Source organism: Frigoribacterium sp. Leaf263 (genome assembly GCF_001422285.1).
In the GTDB taxonomy this organism is placed as follows: Bacteria; Actinomycetota; Actinomycetes; order Actinomycetales; family Microbacteriaceae; genus Frigoribacterium.
On record NZ_LMMO01000001.1, the window covers coordinates 181502 to 198635 of the forward strand.

At 71.5% G+C, this 17134-nt stretch carries 13 protein-coding genes and 1 tRNA gene; 13 read left to right on the plus strand and 1 reads right to left on the minus strand.

The genetic code is table 11. The annotated features are described in order from the left end of the window. Window positions 1–82 precede the first annotated feature (82 nt). The 13 genes from ASF17_RS00855 (at window position 83) to ASF17_RS00915 (ending at window position 14553) form a co-directional block, all read left to right on the plus strand. The gene (locus tag ASF17_RS00855) at window positions 83–625 is read left to right on the plus strand and encodes a gluconokinase (RefSeq protein WP_235476291.1); all 543 of its coding nucleotides are present in this window, start codon (window positions 83–85) and stop codon (window positions 623–625) included. A gap of 242 nt (window positions 626–867) precedes the next feature. After that, window positions 868–1503 carry a 50S ribosomal protein L25/general stress protein Ctc gene (locus tag ASF17_RS00860; RefSeq protein ID WP_055794333.1) on the plus strand — a complete coding sequence of 212 codons (636 nt, stop codon included), beginning with the start codon at window positions 868–870 and terminating at the stop codon, window positions 1501–1503. Window positions 1504–1548: 45 nt separating this feature from the next. Next, window positions 1549–2139 carry an aminoacyl-tRNA hydrolase gene (gene pth / locus ASF17_RS00865; protein WP_055794334.1) on the plus strand — a complete coding sequence of 197 codons (591 nt, stop codon included), beginning with the start codon at window positions 1549–1551 and terminating at the stop codon, window positions 2137–2139. Window positions 2140–2182: 43 nt separating this feature from the next. Further along, window positions 2183–5797, plus strand: a complete 3615-nt coding sequence (gene mfd / locus ASF17_RS00870; protein WP_055794336.1) for a transcription-repair coupling factor — start codon at window positions 2183–2185, stop codon at window positions 5795–5797. 31 nt (window positions 5798–5828) lie between these two features. Next, on the plus strand, window positions 5829–6608 hold the full coding sequence (locus ASF17_RS00875; protein WP_235476292.1) for a MazG family protein: 780 nt from the start codon (window positions 5829–5831) through the stop codon (window positions 6606–6608). A gap of 334 nt (window positions 6609–6942) precedes the next feature. Beyond that, entirely contained in the window at window positions 6943–7521 is a 579-nt protein-coding gene (locus tag ASF17_RS00880; protein ID WP_055794341.1) for a TetR/AcrR family transcriptional regulator, read from the plus strand. A gap of 295 nt (window positions 7522–7816) precedes the next feature. Then, entirely contained in the window at window positions 7817–9061 is a 1245-nt protein-coding gene (gene hisS, locus ASF17_RS00885) for a histidine--tRNA ligase (protein ID WP_055794343.1), read from the plus strand. An 88-nt stretch (window positions 9062–9149) separates the two neighbouring features. Next, window positions 9150–10430 carry a phosphopyruvate hydratase gene (eno, locus tag ASF17_RS00890; protein ID WP_055794346.1) on the plus strand — a complete coding sequence of 427 codons (1281 nt, stop codon included), beginning with the start codon at window positions 9150–9152 and terminating at the stop codon, window positions 10428–10430. A 114-nt stretch (window positions 10431–10544) separates the two neighbouring features. Next, window positions 10545–11084 carry a septum formation initiator family protein gene (locus ASF17_RS00895; RefSeq protein ID WP_055794348.1) on the plus strand — a complete coding sequence of 180 codons (540 nt, stop codon included), beginning with the start codon at window positions 10545–10547 and terminating at the stop codon, window positions 11082–11084. Beyond that, window positions 11081–11632, plus strand: a complete 552-nt coding sequence (locus ASF17_RS00900) for a DUF501 domain-containing protein (protein ID WP_055794350.1) — start codon at window positions 11081–11083, stop codon at window positions 11630–11632. Before ASF17_RS00895 ends, ASF17_RS00900 begins: the two co-directional genes overlap by 4 nt. Window positions 11633–11636: 4 nt before the next feature. Continuing rightward, window positions 11637–12887, plus strand: a complete 1251-nt coding sequence (locus tag ASF17_RS00905; RefSeq protein WP_055794353.1) for a S8 family serine peptidase — start codon at window positions 11637–11639, stop codon at window positions 12885–12887. Window positions 12888–12926: 39 nt separating this feature from the next. Next, window positions 12927–14381 (plus strand): NAD(P)/FAD-dependent oxidoreductase, encoded by a 1455-nt coding sequence (locus tag ASF17_RS00910; RefSeq protein ID WP_055794355.1) that lies wholly within the window; start codon window positions 12927–12929, stop codon window positions 14379–14381. A gap of 95 nt (window positions 14382–14476) precedes the next feature. Continuing rightward, window positions 14477–14553 (plus strand) — tRNA-Leu (locus ASF17_RS00915). Between the two features lie 100 nt (window positions 14554–14653). On the opposite strand, the gene ASF17_RS00920 is transcribed toward ASF17_RS00915, so the two are convergent. Further along, window positions 14654–16954: an Ig-like domain-containing protein gene (locus ASF17_RS00920; RefSeq protein WP_055794357.1), complete on the minus strand. Its 2301-nt coding sequence runs from the start codon at window positions 16952–16954 to the stop codon at window positions 14654–14656. Window positions 16955–17134 lie beyond the last annotated feature (180 nt).

Consider the following 17134-nt stretch of genomic DNA (forward strand, 5'->3'; position numbering starts at 1 on the left):
GCCCGACGGGTACGGTCAGGGCCCCGTGACGCGGCCGCGCCTAGGCTGGTCGCGACCACCGCCCCGAGCCCGAAGGCCACCCGTGACCGACATCCTGAGCCCGCGTCCGTTCCCGCCCGTCGTCGTGATGGGGGTGTCCGGCTCGGGCAAGTCGACCGTGGGCGAACTGCTGGCCTCGGTCACGGGGGCGCCGTTCGTCGATGCCGACGACCTCCACCCCGAGGCGAACCGTCGCAAGATGGCCGAGGGGCGGCCGCTCGACGACGACGACCGGGCACCGTGGCTGACGATCGTCGCCGACCGCATCCGCGACGCCGGCGACGAGTCGGTCGTCGTGGCGTGCTCCGCGTTGACGAGGCGCTATCGCGACGTGCTCCGTCAGGGCGACCCGCGCCTCCTCTTCGTCCATCTGACGGGTGTGCACGAGCTCGTCGAGCGGCGGCAGAAGGCGCGCAAGGGGCACTTCATGCCCTCGGGTCTGATGCGGTCGCAGTTCGCCACCCTCGAGCCCCTCGCCGACGACGAGGCCGGGTTCGGCATCGACGTCGACGCGACGCCCGACCGGATCGTGGCCGATGTCGTCGTGCGTCTCGAGAGCGAGCACGGCGCCCGCGCAGACGCCTGAGCCGAGGAGGCGCGGGTTGGCGACACGCCCGGGGCCCGTGTAACCTCGGAAGCTGAACTTCGGCGAGGGATGCGAAGGCATCCGTTATCGACGCGGTAGGCAGGCGCTCAGTCTCGTACGGGCGGGTTCGACAGAATCCGTCACCTCACGGCTGCGGGGTCTTTCCTCACGCGATACGCGTTCGAGTTGAAACCGACCACACATCCGGTCCGCCCTCGCGGCGGCCACAGAAGGAGACACACATGTCCGACGACAACAAGCTGTCCGCGCTCGTCCGCACGAGCTTCGGCAAGGGCGCCGCCCGCAAGATCCGCGCCAACGACATGATCCCCGCGGTCATCTACGGTCACGGCACCGACCCCCAGCACGTGACCCTCCCCGGTCACGAGACCATGCTGATCACGCGTCGTGCGAACGCCGTCATCACGCTCGACATCGAGGGCACCGACCAGCTCGCGCTGGTGAAGGACATCCAGCGCGACCCGGTCAAGCAGACCATCGAGCACATCGACCTCATCGTCGTCCGCAAGGGCGAGAAGGTCAGCGTCGAGGTGCCCGTGCACGTCGAGGGCGAGTCGTACCCCGGCACCATCCACGTGCTCGAGCTCAACGCCGTCGAGCTCGAGGTCGAGGCGACCCACATCCCGCAGAGCGTCGTCGTGTCGATCGAGGGCCTCGAGGAGGGTGCGCAGATCACCGCCGCCGACCTCGTCCTCCCGAAGGGCGCGAACCTCGTCAGCGAGCCCGAGACCCTCGTGCTCGCCATCTCGGTTCCCCAGCTCGACCTGACGACCGACGCCGTGTCCGACGAGGACGGCGAGGCCGCTCCGGCCGAGGGCGACGTCGACTCGATCGAAGACGAAGAGCGCTCCGAGTAACACCCCCTGCCGGCGCAGACCCACTGAAGAGACGACCGACGAACGATGGCATCCGACGATCAGTGGATCGTGGTCGGGCTCGGCAACCCCGGGCCCGGCTACGCCGGCAACAGGCACAATGTCGGGCAGATGGTGCTGGCCGAGATGGCCCACCGTCTGTCCGCCCGCTTCACGAGGCACCGCACCGACTCGACCGTGGCCGAAGGGCGCCTCGCGCCCGGTGCGGCGCGATTCGTTCTCGCGAAGCCGAACACGTTCATGAACCTGTCAGGCGGGCCGGTGCAGGCGCTCCTGCGGTTCTACGACCTCGACGTGTCGAGGCTGATCGTGGTCCACGACGAGCTCGACATCGACTTCGACACGATCAAGCTCAAGCACGGCGGCGGTCACGGCGGCCACAACGGCCTGCGGGACATCATCGCGGCGACGGGCTCGAACGAGTTCACCCGGGTGAGGGTCGGCATCGGGCGACCTCCGGGGCGCCAGCCCGCCGCCGACTTCGTCCTGAAGGACTTCGCGGCGGCCGAGCGGCAGAATCTGCCCATCCTCCTCGCCGATGCGGCCGACGCGGTCGAGATGATCGCGTCCGAGGGGCTGACCGCCGCGCAGCTCAGATTCCACACCGCCAGAGACTGAGGGCGGCGCTCCGCTCGGAGCGTGCACGAGTACCATCTGTCGGGTGATACTCGCGGGCTTGATTCCGGCGCTTTCGCGCGCCTCCACCTTCTCGGCTGCCCTCGACCGGCATGGCCGAAGCACCGACTTCTCCGTCGTCGACGGTCTGCGCGTGCCGCTCCTCGCCGGGCTCCTGTCCCGCCGGGAGGGGCCGCAGGCGCTCCTCGTCGTGACGGCCACGGGGCGCGAGTCCGAGGCTGTGCGGGGATCGCTGTCGAGCTTCCTGCCCGAGGCCGAGATCATCGAGTTCCCCGCGTGGGAGACCCTGCCCCACGAGCGTCTCAGCCCGAGCGCCGAGACCGTCGGGAAGCGGATCCACGCGCTGCGCCGTCTGGCCGCGTGGCAGGCGCAGGCCGCGGCCGAGCCCCAGGCGACCAGGCCGATCGTCGTCGTGGCCGGCGTCCGGGCGGCGCTGCAGCCGCTGGCCGACAATCTCGCGTCGATCGATCCGGTGGTGCTCACGGTCGGCGATCGGGGTCACGACCTCTCGGCCATCGCGGTCCGGCTCGTCGATCTGGCTTACGCCCGGGTCGACATGGTGACCCGCCGCGGCGAGTTCGCGGTGCGGGGCGGCATCCTCGACGTCTTCCCGCCGACGGCGGAGCACCCGTTGCGGGTCGACTTCTTCGGCGACGAGGTCGACCAGGTGCGGCGCTTCTCGGTGGCCGATCAGCGCAGCCTGGACGGCGATGTGACGACGGTGGACCTCCCGCCGAGTCGCGAGATGCTGCTCACCGAGCAGGTGCGGCAGCGTGCCCGCGAGATGCAGCACGAGTTCCCGAGCCTGGCGCAGATGCTCGCCAAGATCGGCGAGGGCATCCCCGTCGAGGGCATGGAGTCGCTGGCCCCCGCGCTCGTGCACGGTCTGGTGCCCCTCACCCATTACCTCCCCGCCGACGCCTCGATCGCCGTCCTGTCGCCCGAGCGGGTCGTCTCGCGGGCCCGCAGCCTGGCGGAGACGAACCGCGAGTTCCTGTCCGCCGCCTGGAGCGCCGCGACGGCCGGCGCCGAGGCCCCGATCGACCTCGACGCGGGCGACTTCATCTCCCTCCGCGACCTCCGCGACTCGGCGGGCGATCGCGCCTGGTTCAGCATGAGCACGTTCGACAGCGGCGAGGTGCTCACGGACGACGAGGCGATCGCGTCGGCCGGCGACTACGTCCGTCTGGCGGCCGACGCGGTCCCGAGCTTCAGCGGTCATGCCGAGGGCGCTCTCGATCACGTCGTGTCGCGGCTCGGCGACGGGTGGAGCGTCGTCGTGACCTCCCGCGGGGTCGGCCTCGTCGAGAGGGCACGCGACGTGCTGGCCGAACGCGGCGTCGCCGCCCGGCTGCACGAGTCGCTGCCCGACACCCTCGAGCCCGGGGTGGCGCATCTCGTGGCGGGCGGGGTCGAGGCGGGCTTCGAGATCCCCGAGGCGAAGCTCGCGGTGCTCGGCGAGAGCGACTTCTACGGTCGTTCCGCGAACTACGACTCCCGTCAGGTCACGAAGCTCGCCAGTCGTCGCAAGAACGTGGTCGATCCCCTGCAGCTGAAGCCGGGCGATGTCGTGGTGCACCAGACGCACGGCATCGGCAAGTTCCTCGAGCTCACCAGCCGCGAGGTGAGCACGGGCGGCAAGAACGCCGTGAAGAACAGCCGCGAGTACCTCGTGCTCGAGTACGCGCCCTCGAAGCGCGGGTACCCGGGTGACAAGCTCTACGTCCCGACCGACCAGCTCGACCTGCTCAGCCGCTACGTCGGCGGCGAGGCCCCGTCGCTCAGCAAGATGGGCGGCAGCGACTGGGCGTCGGCGAAGAGCAAGGCGCGTCGCGCGGTGCGGGACATCGCCGTCGAGCTCGTGAAGCTCTACTCGGCGCGCATGGCGAGCAAGGGTCATGCGTTCCCGCCCGACACCCCGTGGCAGCGCGAGCTGGAGGAGGCCTTCCCCTTCGCCGAGACGGCGGACCAGCTGACGACCATCGACGAGATCAAGGCCGACATGGAGCGCCCCATCCCGATGGATCGCCTCCTCTCGGGCGATGTCGGCTACGGCAAGACCGAGGTCGCCGTCCGAGCGGCCTTCAAGGCGATCCAGGACGGCAAGCAGGTCGTCATGCTCGTCCCGACGACGCTGCTCGTGAAGCAGCACTTCGACACCTTCTCCGATCGGTTCGCCGGGTTCCCCGTGCACCTGCGGAGCCTCAGCAGGTTCCAGAGCGCGAAGGAGAGCCGCGAGACGATCAAGGGGCTCGGCGACGGCACCGTCGACATGGTCATCGGCACCCACCGCCTCCTCAGCGAGGGCATCGCGTACAAGGACGTCGGCCTCGTCATCATCGACGAGGAGCAGCGGTTCGGCGTCGAGCACAAGGACGCCCTGAAGAAGCTCAAGACCAACGTGGACATCCTCGCGATGTCGGCCACGCCCATCCCGCGCTCCCTCGAGATGGCCGTCACGGGCATCCGCGAGATGTCGACCCTGACCACGCCGCCCGAGGACCGCCACCCGATCCTCACCTTCGTCGGGCCCGAGAGCGACCGGCAGAAGGCGGCGGCGATCCGGCGCGAGCTGCTCCGCGAGGGGCAGGTGTTCTTCGTGCACAACCGCGTCTCGAGCATCAACCGCGTCGCGGCGCAGATCGCCGAGCTGGTCCCGGAGGCGCGGGTGGCGGTCGCGCACGGACAGATGGCCGAGTCGTCGCTCGAGCAGGTCATGGTCGACTTCTGGGAGCGCAAGTTCGACGTGCTCGTCTCGACCACGATCATCGAGACCGGTCTCGACATCGCCAACGCGAACACGCTGATCATCGATCGCGCCGACAAGTACGGCCTCAGCCAGCTGCATCAGCTGCGCGGCCGGGTGGGTCGTGGTCGCGAACGCGGCTACGCGTACTTCCTCTACGACGCCGAGCGTCCTCTGAGCGAGACCGCTCAGGATCGGCTCGAGACCATCGCCGCGAACAACGAGCTGGGCGCCGGCATGCAGGTGGCGCTGAAGGACCTCGAGATCCGCGGTGCCGGCAACCTGCTGGGCGGCGAGCAGTCCGGTCACATCGCCGGAGTCGGCTTCGACCTGTATCTGCGGATGATCGGCGAGGCCGTCGGGGCGTTCCGCGGCGACGTGGCCGAGGGGCAGACCGAGCTGCGTCTCGAGCTCCCCGTCGACGCGCACATCCCCGACGAGTACGTCGAGAGCGAGCGACTGCGACTCGAGGCGTATCAGAAGCTGTCGACCGCGAGCTCGCCGACCTCGACCGACGAGCAGATCGATTCGGTGCTCGACGAGCTCACCGACCGGTACGGCGCGCCTCCGGCGTCCGTGCTCGCCCTCATCGAGGTGTCGCGCCTCCGCCGGGCGGCGCAGAAGGCCGGTCTCAGCGAGGTCGTCGTCATGGGCAGCAACCTCCGGGTGGCCGGTCTCGATCTGGCCGACAGCATGCAGGTCCGTCTGCAGCGCATGTACCCGGGTGCCCGCTGGTTCGCCCAGACGAAGTCGGTCAGCGTGCCGCTGCCCCGCCCGCACGGGGAGGCGCTGCGCGACGGCGAGCTGATCCGGTGGGTCGAGCAGCTGATGTCGGCGATCTTCGGCGCCGAGGCTCCGCGCCCGGCCGCGGACTCCGCGGCTGCCGCGGGCTGATCCGCCGACGATGCGACACGAGGAGGCGTGGGTGAGCGATCGCGACGAGCCCCGCGCCCCGATCGACGAGCTGGTCGGCGTGGTCGCCGCCCTCCTGGCCGACGAGGGCGGGTGCGAATGGAACCGGGCGCAGACGCACGAGAGCCTCGTGACCTACCTCGTCGAGGAGACCGCCGAGCTGGTCGAGGCGATCGAGGAGGGGACCTCCGCCGACCGACGCGAGGAGCTCGGCGACGTCCTCTACCAGGTGGTCCTCCACGCGGCTCTGGCCGAGAGGGCCGGGGCGTTCGACCTCGACGACGTCGTCCGCGATGTGATGGCCAAGACGGTGCGTCGCCATCCTCATGTCTTCGCCGCCGACGAGGCGCACGGCGTCGACGACATCATCCGGCTCTGGTCGGCCGCGAAGGCTCGCGAGAAGTCGCAGCGGACGAGCGCCTTCGACGGCGTCCCCCGGGGACTGCCCGCTCTGGCACGGGCGCAGAAGATCGACGGGCGACGGCGGGCGGCGGGGTTGGCGTCCGTGGAGCACGCCGCGACGGGGGAGCGCACCGGTGCCGGTGCGGATGCTGCGTCTCCGGTCGACGACGAGCTGCTGATCGGACGGGAGCTGGCCCGGTTGGTCGATGCCGCGACGGCGCGGGGGGTGGACGCCGAGCGGGCTCTTCGGCGAGCGGTCCGGGAGCGCGAGTCGGCTCTGCGCGAGGTCGAGTCGCTCGGACGCGGCTCCGCGCGGGAGGGGCACGCAGGAGGCGCGGATCACTTCGCAGGACGGTCGCCCGAGAGCGGGGCGCCCCGCCAACCCGAATAGGCGGGGCGCCCCTCGTGACCGCCCCCGAGCCGACTCCGATCGCAAGAAGGAGTCGGCCTAGTCGGTGTGGTCACGTTCGCGCGACCGGCACTCCACCGAGGGATCAGGCCCGGCGGGCCTTGTCGCGCTCAGGCAAATGTAGAGCTACAGCACCTAAAATGTCAAGGGTCATCCGACGAAACACGAAGTGATCGCTCGGATCGCACCCTGCCGGTGCATCCACGGACGCCGCGTGGCCTCCCGAGCGGCGTCGGCAGACGTCTGTTATGGTCGCGAGACGACGGTCGTGGCCGCGCAGGGCGTCCCGACCCGTCCGCACGAAGGAGTGGCATCTATGCCTCGTAAGCCCGATCCGACACGCAAGCCCGAACTGCTGGGCCAGATCATCGACCACCTCCGGTCGCGGAGCATCGCGACCGTCTCGTTCCGGACCCTCGCCGAGGCCCTCGGCGTGAGCACCTACGTCTTCGTCTATCACTTCGGGAACCGCGCCGAGCTCATCGCCGAGATCGTGCGCGCCGTCGTCGGTCGTCATGATCATCTGGTCCCGGCGGATCCCTCCGGACTCGACGCCGCCGGCTTCCGGCGTCACCTCGAGCAGTACTGGGACGAGGCCTCGAGCGAGCGGGGCCTCGACCTCCAGCGTCTCGAGATGGAGGCGGCGCTGCTCGAGGTCGTGGCCGGCGACGAGCCCGGCGTCGCACGGCGCGCGGGGGACCGGTGGCGCGAGACCGTCGCGGCGTGGCTCGTCGCCCAGGGGGTCTCGTCCGACGACGCCGCCGTCCGAGCACGCGCCTTCGTCGCGGAGCTCGAGGGGTTGCTGTACGACGCCGTCATCGGGGGCCACGCCGACGAGCCCGGCGCCGTCTTCACGCGCCGCCTGGATGCCGTCGTCGAATCGGTCGGCGCGTAGGTCGCCAGGTCGTCGGCCGTCGGCCGTCGGCCGTCGGTCGTCGGACGTCGGTCGTAGGACCTCGGACCTCGGTCGTCGACCATCGGTCCGGCGCGAGACGGAGAACGGGCCGGATGCACTCGGCATCCGGCCCGTTCAAGCGCCCTCACCGCAGGGAAGGTAGGGCACCGTGACCCGACGGCATGCAACCCGATTCACCCCGTCTGGTGCTCATATCGTACGTGGAATCTCACATGATCCGCAAGTCCACCTCGCGCGCCGCCACGACCCCGCGCCCCTCTGGGAGGATGGTGTCATGCCGTCACACGTGAGCCCTCCCCGCGGGATGCGGGACTTCCTCCCCGCCGAGAAGCGCCGTCGCGAGCGGGTGCTCGCCACCATCCGCGACGTCTACCGCTCGTACGGCTTCGACGAGATCGAGACGCCCGTCGTCGAGTCCACCGACTACCTCCACTCGGGTCTCGGCGGCGACAACGAGAAGCAGGTCTTCGCCGTCCTGAAGCGGGGTCTCGACGTCGAGGCGCTCCGGGCCGCCGACTCGGCGCTCGCGCTGGCCGACCTCGGCCTCCGCTTCGATCTCACCGTGCCCCTGGCCCGGTTCTATGCATCCCACCGCTCCGAACTGCCGGGCGTCTTCCGATCCGTCCAGGTGGCCCCCGTCTGGCGCGCCGAGCGGCCGCAGAAGGGCCGCTACCGCCAGTTCGTCCAGTGCGACATCGACATCCTCGGCGAGGCAGGCCCCCTGGCGGAGGTCGAGCTGATCTCCGCCACCACGGCCGTCCTGTCGTCGCTGGGTCTCCACGGCACGTCGATCCGCATCAATGACCGGCGCATCCTCCTCGGGGTGCTCGCCCACTGGGGCACGCCGGCGGAGCTCACGGATCAGGCGCTGATCGAGCTCGACAAGCTCGACAAGCTGGGCGTGACCGGGGTCGTCGACCGGCTCGTCGAGATCGGCCTCGAGCGCGATGGTCTCGACGACGCCCTGGGTGAGCTCTCGACGGCCGAGTGGTCGACGATCACCGGCACCGCGCCTCCTGCCTGGCTCGATGTCGAAGCGGCCGCCGATCTGGTCGCCCTCCGTGACGCGCTGCCGGATGCGCGGCTCGTCTTCGATCCGACCCTCGTGCGCGGAATGGGCTACTACACGGGCACGATCTTCGAGGTCGCGCACCCGGACTTCGGGTACTCGCTCGGCGGCGGCGGTCGCTACGACGGCATGATCGGCCGGTTCCTCGGGGTCGACGTCCCCGCAGCGGGCTTCTCGCTGGGCTTCGAGCGCATCGTCGACCTGGTCGACGACGCCGACGCCGGTCGTGAGGGGCTCGTGCTGGTGCACGACGCGTCCGTGCCCGCGGCCGAGCTCGTGGCGCTGAGGGCCGGACTGCTCGAACAGGGGGAGGCGCGGGTCCGTCTGGAGCGCCGCGTCAAGAACCTCACGAGGCAGCTCGACACCCTCGCGGCGGCCGGTTACACGCGGTTCGCGTCGGTCCGAGGCGGAGAGGGCGTCGGCGACCTCGACGTCCGGACCCTGGGCTGACCACCGGCCGACCGTCACGCCACGGGGCGTCGCTAGGATTGCCGTGGACCTCGGTCCTGCGAACACAACGACTACTAAGGAGTTCTCCGTGGCAGCAATCGACGCCGTAGGCGCCCGCGAAATCCTCGACTCGCGGGGCAACCCGACGGTCGAGGTCGAGGTCTTGCTCGACGACGGGACGGTCTCTCGGGCCGCCGTCCCCTCGGGCGCATCGACCGGGGCCTTCGAGGCCTACGAACTGCGCGACGGCGACTCGAGCCGCTACCTCGGCAAGGGCGTGCTGAAGGCGGTCTCCGCCGTCATCGACGAGATCGGACCGGCGGTCGAGGGCCTCGACGCCACCGATCAGCGCATCATCGACGCCGCCATGATCGAGCTCGACGGCACCGAGAACAAGAAGCGCCTGGGCGCCAACGCCATCCTCGGCGTGTCGCTCGCCGTCGCCCGCGCGGCCGCCGACTCGGCCGATCTGCCCCTGTTCCGCTACCTCGGCGGACCGAACGCTCACACGCTGCCCGTCCCGATGCTCAACGTCATCAACGGCGGCTCCCACGCCGACAGCAACGTCGACATCCAGGAGTTCATGATCCTCCCCGTGGGCGCGTCGTCGTTCGCCGAGGCCCTCCGCTGGGGTGCCGAGACGTACCACGCGCTGAAGAGCGAGCTCAAGAGCAAGGGCCTGTCGACCGGCCTCGGCGACGAGGGCGGCTTCGCGCCGAACCTCGACAGCAACCGCGCCGCGCTCGACCTGCTCGTCGAGGCCATCACCAAGGCCGGCTTCACGCCCGGCACGGACATCGCCCTCGGCCTCGACGTCGCCTCGAGCGAGTTCTTCACGGACGGCTCGTACACCTTCGAGGGCGAGAAGCGGGACTCGGCGTTCCTCGCCGGCTACTACGCCGACCTCGTCGCCTCGTACCCGCTCGTCACCATCGAGGACCCTCTCGACGAGGACGACTGGGAGGGCTGGGCGCACCTGACGAGCGAGATCGGCTCGAAGACCCAGATCGTCGGCGACGACCTCTTCGTCACGAACCCCGAGCGACTCGCCAAGGGCATCGAGGCCGGCGCCGCCAACTCGATCCTCGTCAAGGTGAACCAGATCGGCACCCTGACGGAATCCCTCGACGCGGTGGCCCTCGCTCAGCGCAGCGGCTACACCACGGTCCTGTCGCACCGGTCGGGTGAGACAGAGGACACCACGATCGCCGACCTCGCGGTCGCGACCGACGCCGGTCAGATCAAGACCGGCGCCCCGGCCCGCTCCGAGCGCGTCGCGAAGTACAACCAGCTGCTCCGCATCGAGGAGGAGCTCGGCGACGCGGCGGTCTACGCCGGTCGTTCGGCGTTCCCCCGCTTCCGCGGCTAGCGACTCCGGCGACCTCGTCGCCGTGTCGTCCGAGAGGCCCGTCCCGCATCAGCGGGGCGGGCCTCTCGGCGTTCCGTGACCGACGAGCCGGGGGCGTCGTCTACCCTCGGAGGCATGCCCCGAGAGTCGAAGAGCAGGCGTCTGCCCGTAGCCCTGCCCGAGACGGACTCCCCGGCCGGCGGCTGGCTCCGGTCGATCCGCTTCTCCGGATTCAGTCTGCTGATGCTCGTGATCCTCGTGCTGTTCGTCGTGGTGCTCGCGCCGTCGCTGCGGACGCTCGTCCAGCAGCAGCAGCAGATCGCCGCGATCCAGGACGAGGTCGAACGTCAGCAGGACGATGTGACCGATCTGCAGGGCGACGTCGCGCGATGGAGCGACCCCGCGTACATCGAGGCGCAGGCCCGCGACCGGCTGCTGTACGTCTACCCGGGCGAGTACAGCTACCTCGTAATGGGCGACGCCACCACCGACGCCGAGCGGACGCAGGCTCCCATCAGCGACGAGCTGCAGACGCCCCAGGTGGACTGGATCGCCGCCATGACCTCGTCCGTCGTCGACGCCGGGCTGAGCGACGCCCCCGCGACCGAGCTGATCGCGCCCGACATCGACGGCAGCGAACTCCCGACCACCACCCCGACAGGCGGCACCCCGTGAGCACTCCTCCGTTCGATCCCGTGAGCGACCTCGACGTCCGCATCGTGACGGCGCAGCTCGGCCGTCCGGCGCGCGACGTCATCGGCATCGCCGCTCGCTGCGTCTGCGGCAACCCGACGGTCGTCGCGACCAGGCCTCGACTCGGCGACGGCACGCCGTTCCCCACGCTCTACTACCTCTGCCACCCCGGCGCCACGGCGGCCGTGTCGACCCTCGAGGCGAACGGCGTCATGGCGGAGTTCACCGAGACCCTGGCGACGGACCCCGAGCTGGCCGATCGGTACCGGTCGGCCCATCAGGCGTATCTCGCCGACCGCGAGGGCATCGAGCACGTCGACGAGATCGCGCACGTGACCGCCGGCGGCATGCCCGAGCGCATCAAGTGCCTCCACGCCCTGGTGGGGCACACGCTCGCAGCGGGTCCCGGCGTCAACCCCTTCGGGGACCTCGCTCTCGAGCGTGCCGGCTGGAGTCCCGACGTGTGCCGATGCCCCGACTACCTGGCCGAGGGCGACCAGGCCGAGCGCGCCTCCGGCGGGGGAGCCTGAGAACGTGCGCACCCTCCGCGGCGTGGGTGCGGCGACCGTCGGCGTCGTGCTGGTCCTGGGCGTCGTGCTCGTCCCAGCCGCCGGTGCCCGAGCGGACGCCATCCGCGACGACCAGTACTGGCTCGCGGACTACGGCATCGAGCAGGCCTGGCAGACGAGTCGCGGCGCCGGCGTGACCGTGGCGGTCATCGACACCGGCGTCGACTCGTCGGTGGCCGAGCTCGACGGCGCGGTGGTGGGCGGCACCGACGTCTCGGGCGAGGGGTCCGCCGACGGGCAGACGCCCGTGGGGGCCGACGACCCGACCCACGGCACGCTGGTCGGATCGATCCTCGCCGGTCGGGGGACGGCCCCGGGCGACGGCGTCATCGGCGTGGCGCCCGAGGCCGAGCTCCTCTCCGTCTCGGTCGGCTTCGGCTCCGACGCGGTCGACTCCGACACGCAGATCGCCGAGGCGGTCCGCTGGTCGGTCGATCACGGGGCGGACGTCATCAACATGTCCCTCACCCGGAACACCCTCGACTGGCCCACGAGCTGGGACGACGCGTTCCTCTACGCGATGGAGAACGACGTGGTCGTGGTCGCCGCCGCCGGCAACCGCGGCAGCGGAACCACCGAGGTCGGAGCGCCGGCGACCATGCCCGGGGTCCTCACCGTGGCCGGCGTCGACCGGATGGGCACGGCCAGCTTCGACGCCTCGAGTCAGGGCATCACCATCGGGGTCGCGGCCCCGAGCGAGAAGCTCGTCGGGGTCGGGCCGGGCGACGTCCACTACAGCTGGAGCGGGACGAGCGGCGCCACGCCGATCGTGGCCGGGGTCGTCGCACTCGTCCGCGGTGCGCACCCCGACCTCGACGCGGACGACGTCATCAACCGCGTCGTCTCGACGGCGACCCCGCGAGGGGCCGTCACGCCCGATCCGCTCTACGGGCACGGGCTCATCGATGCGGCGGCCGCGGTCGGAGACCCGGTGCCGAGCGTCGACGTCAATCCGATGGGAGACCTCGCCGAGTGGATCCGCCTGCACCGGCGGGCGGAGCTCCCGGCGACGACGCCCTCGACCTCCGCCGAGCCGGCGCCCGTCCCCACTCCGCGGGTCGACCGCGACGATCGCCTGCAGGCGCTGGTGCCGACCGTCGAGACGATGCGATCGACGGGCATCCCCCTGATCGTCTACGGCCTGTTCGGTTCGGCCCTCGCGGCGGTCGTCTGGGGTGCCGTGCGCCAATTCAGGAGAAGACGCCACCAGGAGTAAGGTCGTCTCGGACAACCCACCTCAAGGAGATCATTCCCCGTGCCCAAAATCCTGATCGTCGGCGGCGGCTACGCCGGTTTCTACACCGCCTGGAAGCTCGAGAAGTGGCTGCGCAAGGGTGAGGCCGAGGTCACGATCGTCGACCCGCTGCCCTACATGACCTACCAGCCGTTCCTGCCCGAGGTCGCGGCCGGCTCGATCGAGCCCCGTCACGCGGTCGTCGCTCTGCGGCGCCACCTCAAGAAGACGAACGTGGTCACCGCGAAGGTCACGAACGTCGACCACGCGACGAAGACCGCCACCATCACGCCCGAGGTCGGCGACGCCTGGACGATGGAGTACGACCAGGTCGTCATGACGGCCGGCGCCGTCTCGCGGACGTTCCCGATCCCGGGCGTCGCGGACGAGGCCATCGGCCTCAAGACCATCGAGGAGGCGGCGGCGATCCGCGACAAGCTCCTCACGAACTTCGCCAAGGCCTCGAACCTGCCGGCCGGCCCGGAGCGCGACCGCCTCCTGACCGTCGTCGTGGTCGGCGGCGGCTTCGCCGGCATCGAGGTGTTCGCGGAGCTCCGCAGCTTCGCCAGCGATCTGCTCAAGAACTACCCGGGTCTGACCGTCGACGACACGCACTTCCACCTCATCGAGGCCATGGGCCGCATCATGCCCGAGGTCTCGCTCGAGACGAGCCACTGGGTGCTGAAGAACCTCGCCGAGCGGCAGGCCATCGTCCACCTCGACACCCAGCTCCAGTCGGCCGTCGGCGGGAAGATCGAGCTCTCGACGGGCGACTCCTTCGAGTCGGACCTGATCGTGTGGACGGCCGGCGTCATGGCCAACCCCATGGTCCGCAACACCGACTTCCCGCTCGAGCAGCGCGGACGCATCACCGTCAAGCCCGACCTCCGAATCGTGGACGGCGAGACCGTCGTCCCCGATGCCTGGGCCTGTGGTGACGTCGCGGCGACCCCCGACCTCACGGGCAAGGGCGTCGGCGGCTTCTGCGTCCCGAACGCCCAGCACGCCGTCCGCATGGGCAAGCAGCTCGCGAAGAACATCGTCGCCTCGCTGCGCGGCGAAGCGGTCACGGACTACCGACACGAGAACCTCGGGGCCGTCGCCGGCCTGGGTCTGAACGTCGGCGTGTTCCAGAGCGGCAAGATCGCCGTCAAGGGGTTCCCCGCCTGGATCGCTCACCGCGGGTACCACGGTCTGGCCATGCCGTCGTTCGAGCGCAAGTTCCGTGTCGTGGGCGGCTGGTGGAACAACCTCTGGCTCGGTCGCGACATCGTGTCGCTCGACAACCGGGAGCGTCCGCGCGCCGCGTTCGAGGAGTTCGCCTCCCGTCCGAAGCCCGCTGCCGAGGCCGCTCCCGTCGAAGCCGCGCCCGAGGTCGGCACGCCGGCCGGCGAGCCCGGCCCCGTGTACGCCAACCCGGCCGACGAGAAGGGTGCGGCCGCCGAGACGGAGACCGTCGCCCCCGCGGCCAAGTAGCGCTTCGAGGCCGTTCGACGCACGACGACGCCCGCCCGCGGATCACCGCGAGGCGGGCGTCGTCGCGTCCACGCTCTTTGTAGGCTGAGACGCGGGCCCCCGTAGCCCAACCGGCAGAGGCAGGCGACTTAAAATCGCTTCAGTCAGGGTTCGAATCCCTGCGGGGGCACCACATGACGCTTCGCGTCGGCCCCCGCAGGGATCCGAACCCTGACGCGGCCCGACGACGCTGCGCGTCGTCCCCGTGCGGGGGCACCCCATGACGCTTCGCGTCAGCCCCGTGGGCGGTACGCCTGAGCGTGCCGAGGACGGTCTCCGCGGCGGGCCCAGAGCGCGGATGCCCCGGCGAGCAGCAGGGCCGCGAGCGTCGCACCGATCGCGGTCGTGCCGGCACCGGCCGGGCCCGGCCCCCCGACGAAGACCAGCGCCGCGGCGGTGGCGCCGATCAGCACGACCCCGCCGTAGCCGACGGGTGACCACGACCACAGGGCCTGCCCGGGCGAGGATCCCAGGGGGAGCATCGAGACCACCAGCGAACCCAGCCCCGCGAGGCACAGGGTGACCAGCACCTCCCGGGTCAACTGCGCCGGGAACCCGGTTCCTGCGTCTCCGACGACGCCGAGGAGGGCCCACGCGCTCAGCGAGACGACGACGAGCGCGCCGAGCTGAGCGACCGCGACGACACCGCGAGCAGCGTCCGAGGGTGCGGACTCGTCATCCGGCGCCGTGTCGGCGGCCCGCGCCGCGAGCGTGGCCGTCACGAGGACCCCGAGGACGAGCGGCGGATCGAGGGACAGCACCCGGGTGACCGCGACGGCCACGAGGGCGGCGACGACGAGAGCGGGCGACAGGCGCATCGAGAACGACGATCCGAGACGACGGGCCAGGAGCACGGCGGGCAGGACGATCGCCAGGCCGTTCAGCGCCACCACGCCGATCACGATGGCGATCAGCAGTCGTGCGTACTGCACCTGGTCGTCGACGCCGGCGGAGAAGGCGATCGCGACCGAACCGACGGCGACGGAGACCGCCAGGGCCAGGCGGGGGTCGATGCTCCCGCCGCTGAACGAGGTCGGCGGCTCGAGCGCCCGGTTGCGGCCGGTCAGCCGAGGGGGCCGACGACGGAGGCGGGCACCGGCGGCGGCGACGGCCAGACGCACCGGGCCGGCGGCGATCGCGAGGAAGAGCAGACCGAGGGCGACGGCGAGCGGCCAGGTCGGGCCGCCGAGGGTCTGGGTCAGACGAGGGAGGTCCCGGCCGAAGGAGGTGGCCGTGGCCCAGGTGCCCGTCTGCGGGGCGGCGGCGTCCCCGGTCACCCCGCCTGCGCCTCCGCGGCCTCCACCGGTCGCATGGGATCCCCCTGCGCCGCCTGCGGCCCCGGCACCGCCGTCGCTCCCGGGCACGGTGGGGGCGGGGATCGTGGGGGCGTCCGTCGGGGCGTCGGGGGAGGGCGACGCACCCGGCTCCGGAGCGGAGGGGGACGGGACGGCGGACCCCGGCGCCGTCGGCGCGCTCGGCGAGGCGGTCGGTGCGGACGTCGCCCCGCCGGGCCCGATCCGGATGGTCGAGGGCGCCGAGACGGGCCCGAAGTTCCCGGCGGCGTCGACCTGCGCCGCGGTGATCTCCCGTGCGCCGGAGGGGAGGGACGACCCCGCCGAGTCGCAGCGCCACGACCCTTCGGCCACCGTGGCCTGGCAGATCGGAGAGCCGTCGATGTAGACGGTGACGGTCGCGCCGTCCTCGCCCGTGCCCTCCACGACGACCGGCTGACGGGTGACGACGTCGCCCGACGCGGGTGCCGTGATGACGGGCGCCGTCGGTCCCGTGCGGTCGACGGTGGCCTGGACGGGGGCGGACGACCCGGAGCGGTCGACGTCGGGGATGGCGGAGCTCCGCTGGGTGGCCGTCAGGGTGTAGCGACCCGAGGGGAACGACGTGGAGTCGAGGACGGCGCTCCACTCGCCCGAGGCGTCGGCCGTGCCGGAGGCGGAAGCGCCCGAGCTCGACGACACGGTGACGACGGCGCCCGGCTCGCCCGTTCCCGAGGCCTTCGCCCCGAGGAGGAGCCCGCCGCGCACCGTCGGGGCGCCGAGCACCGAGAAGGAGGCGCTGCTCGCGTCGGGCAGAGCGGGGTGCGTCGTGTCCCGCACGGTCAGGCTGATCCCCGCCCCGTTCGAGACGGTCACCGTGCACGACCAGCGCACCGTCGCCGCCGCGGCCGACGCGGTCGCCGTCTCGCAGAGGGACCGGGAGGGGACCTCCGGGTCGAGCACCCGCAGCGACGACCCGGGGCTCGCGCTGCCGCCGACGACGAACGTGTTGACGCCCCGGGAGCCGACGGCGTCGAACGTGGGCCCGGTCGGGGCGCCCGGCTGGGTGGGGGTGGGGGTCGGGCCCGCCGGCGGAGTGGGGGCGCTCTCGCGATCGGGCGCCGGATCCGGTGCGGCGCTCGGCTCGGCCGTGGGGGCGCCGGCCGCCTGCGCCGACGACGCGGGGAGCAGGGCGCCGAGCGCACCGAGCATGAGCCCGAGGGCCACGAGCAGCACCATCGTGCAGACGACGGCACGGGTCATAGCACGGCGCACGACGGCGGTCGGGGCACGCGATGATGACGGGGTCGAGAGAACGGGCACTGCCTCCCATTCAGCACGGTCGGACCCGTCAAGTCAATCCGCTCGAGGGGGGATCTCCGTGCGCCTGGTCGTGAGTTGGCTCCGAAGACCCGCCCACCGCGGCGAGGCGACGGCAGGCGC

Bases quoted from the DNA above. Each gene is read 5' to 3' on its own strand.
- pth (WP_055794334.1), top strand. From the start codon at position 1,549: ATGGCATCCGACGATCAGTGGATCGTGGTCGGGCTCGGCAACCCCGGG.
- ASF17_RS00895 (WP_055794348.1), top strand. From the start codon at position 10,545: ATGCCCCGAGAGTCGAAGAGCAGGCGTCTGCCCGTAGCCCTGCCCGAG.
- ASF17_RS00860 (WP_055794333.1), top strand. From the start codon at position 868: ATGTCCGACGACAACAAGCTGTCCGCGCTCGTCCGCACGAGCTTCGGC.
- ASF17_RS00880 (WP_055794341.1), top strand. From the start codon at position 6,943: ATGCCTCGTAAGCCCGATCCGACACGCAAGCCCGAACTGCTGGGCCAG.
- ASF17_RS00920 (WP_055794357.1), bottom strand. From the start codon at position 16,954: ATGACCCGTGCCGTCGTCTGCACGATGGTGCTGCTCGTGGCCCTCGGG.
- hisS (WP_055794343.1), top strand. From the start codon at position 7,817: ATGCCGTCACACGTGAGCCCTCCCCGCGGGATGCGGGACTTCCTCCCC.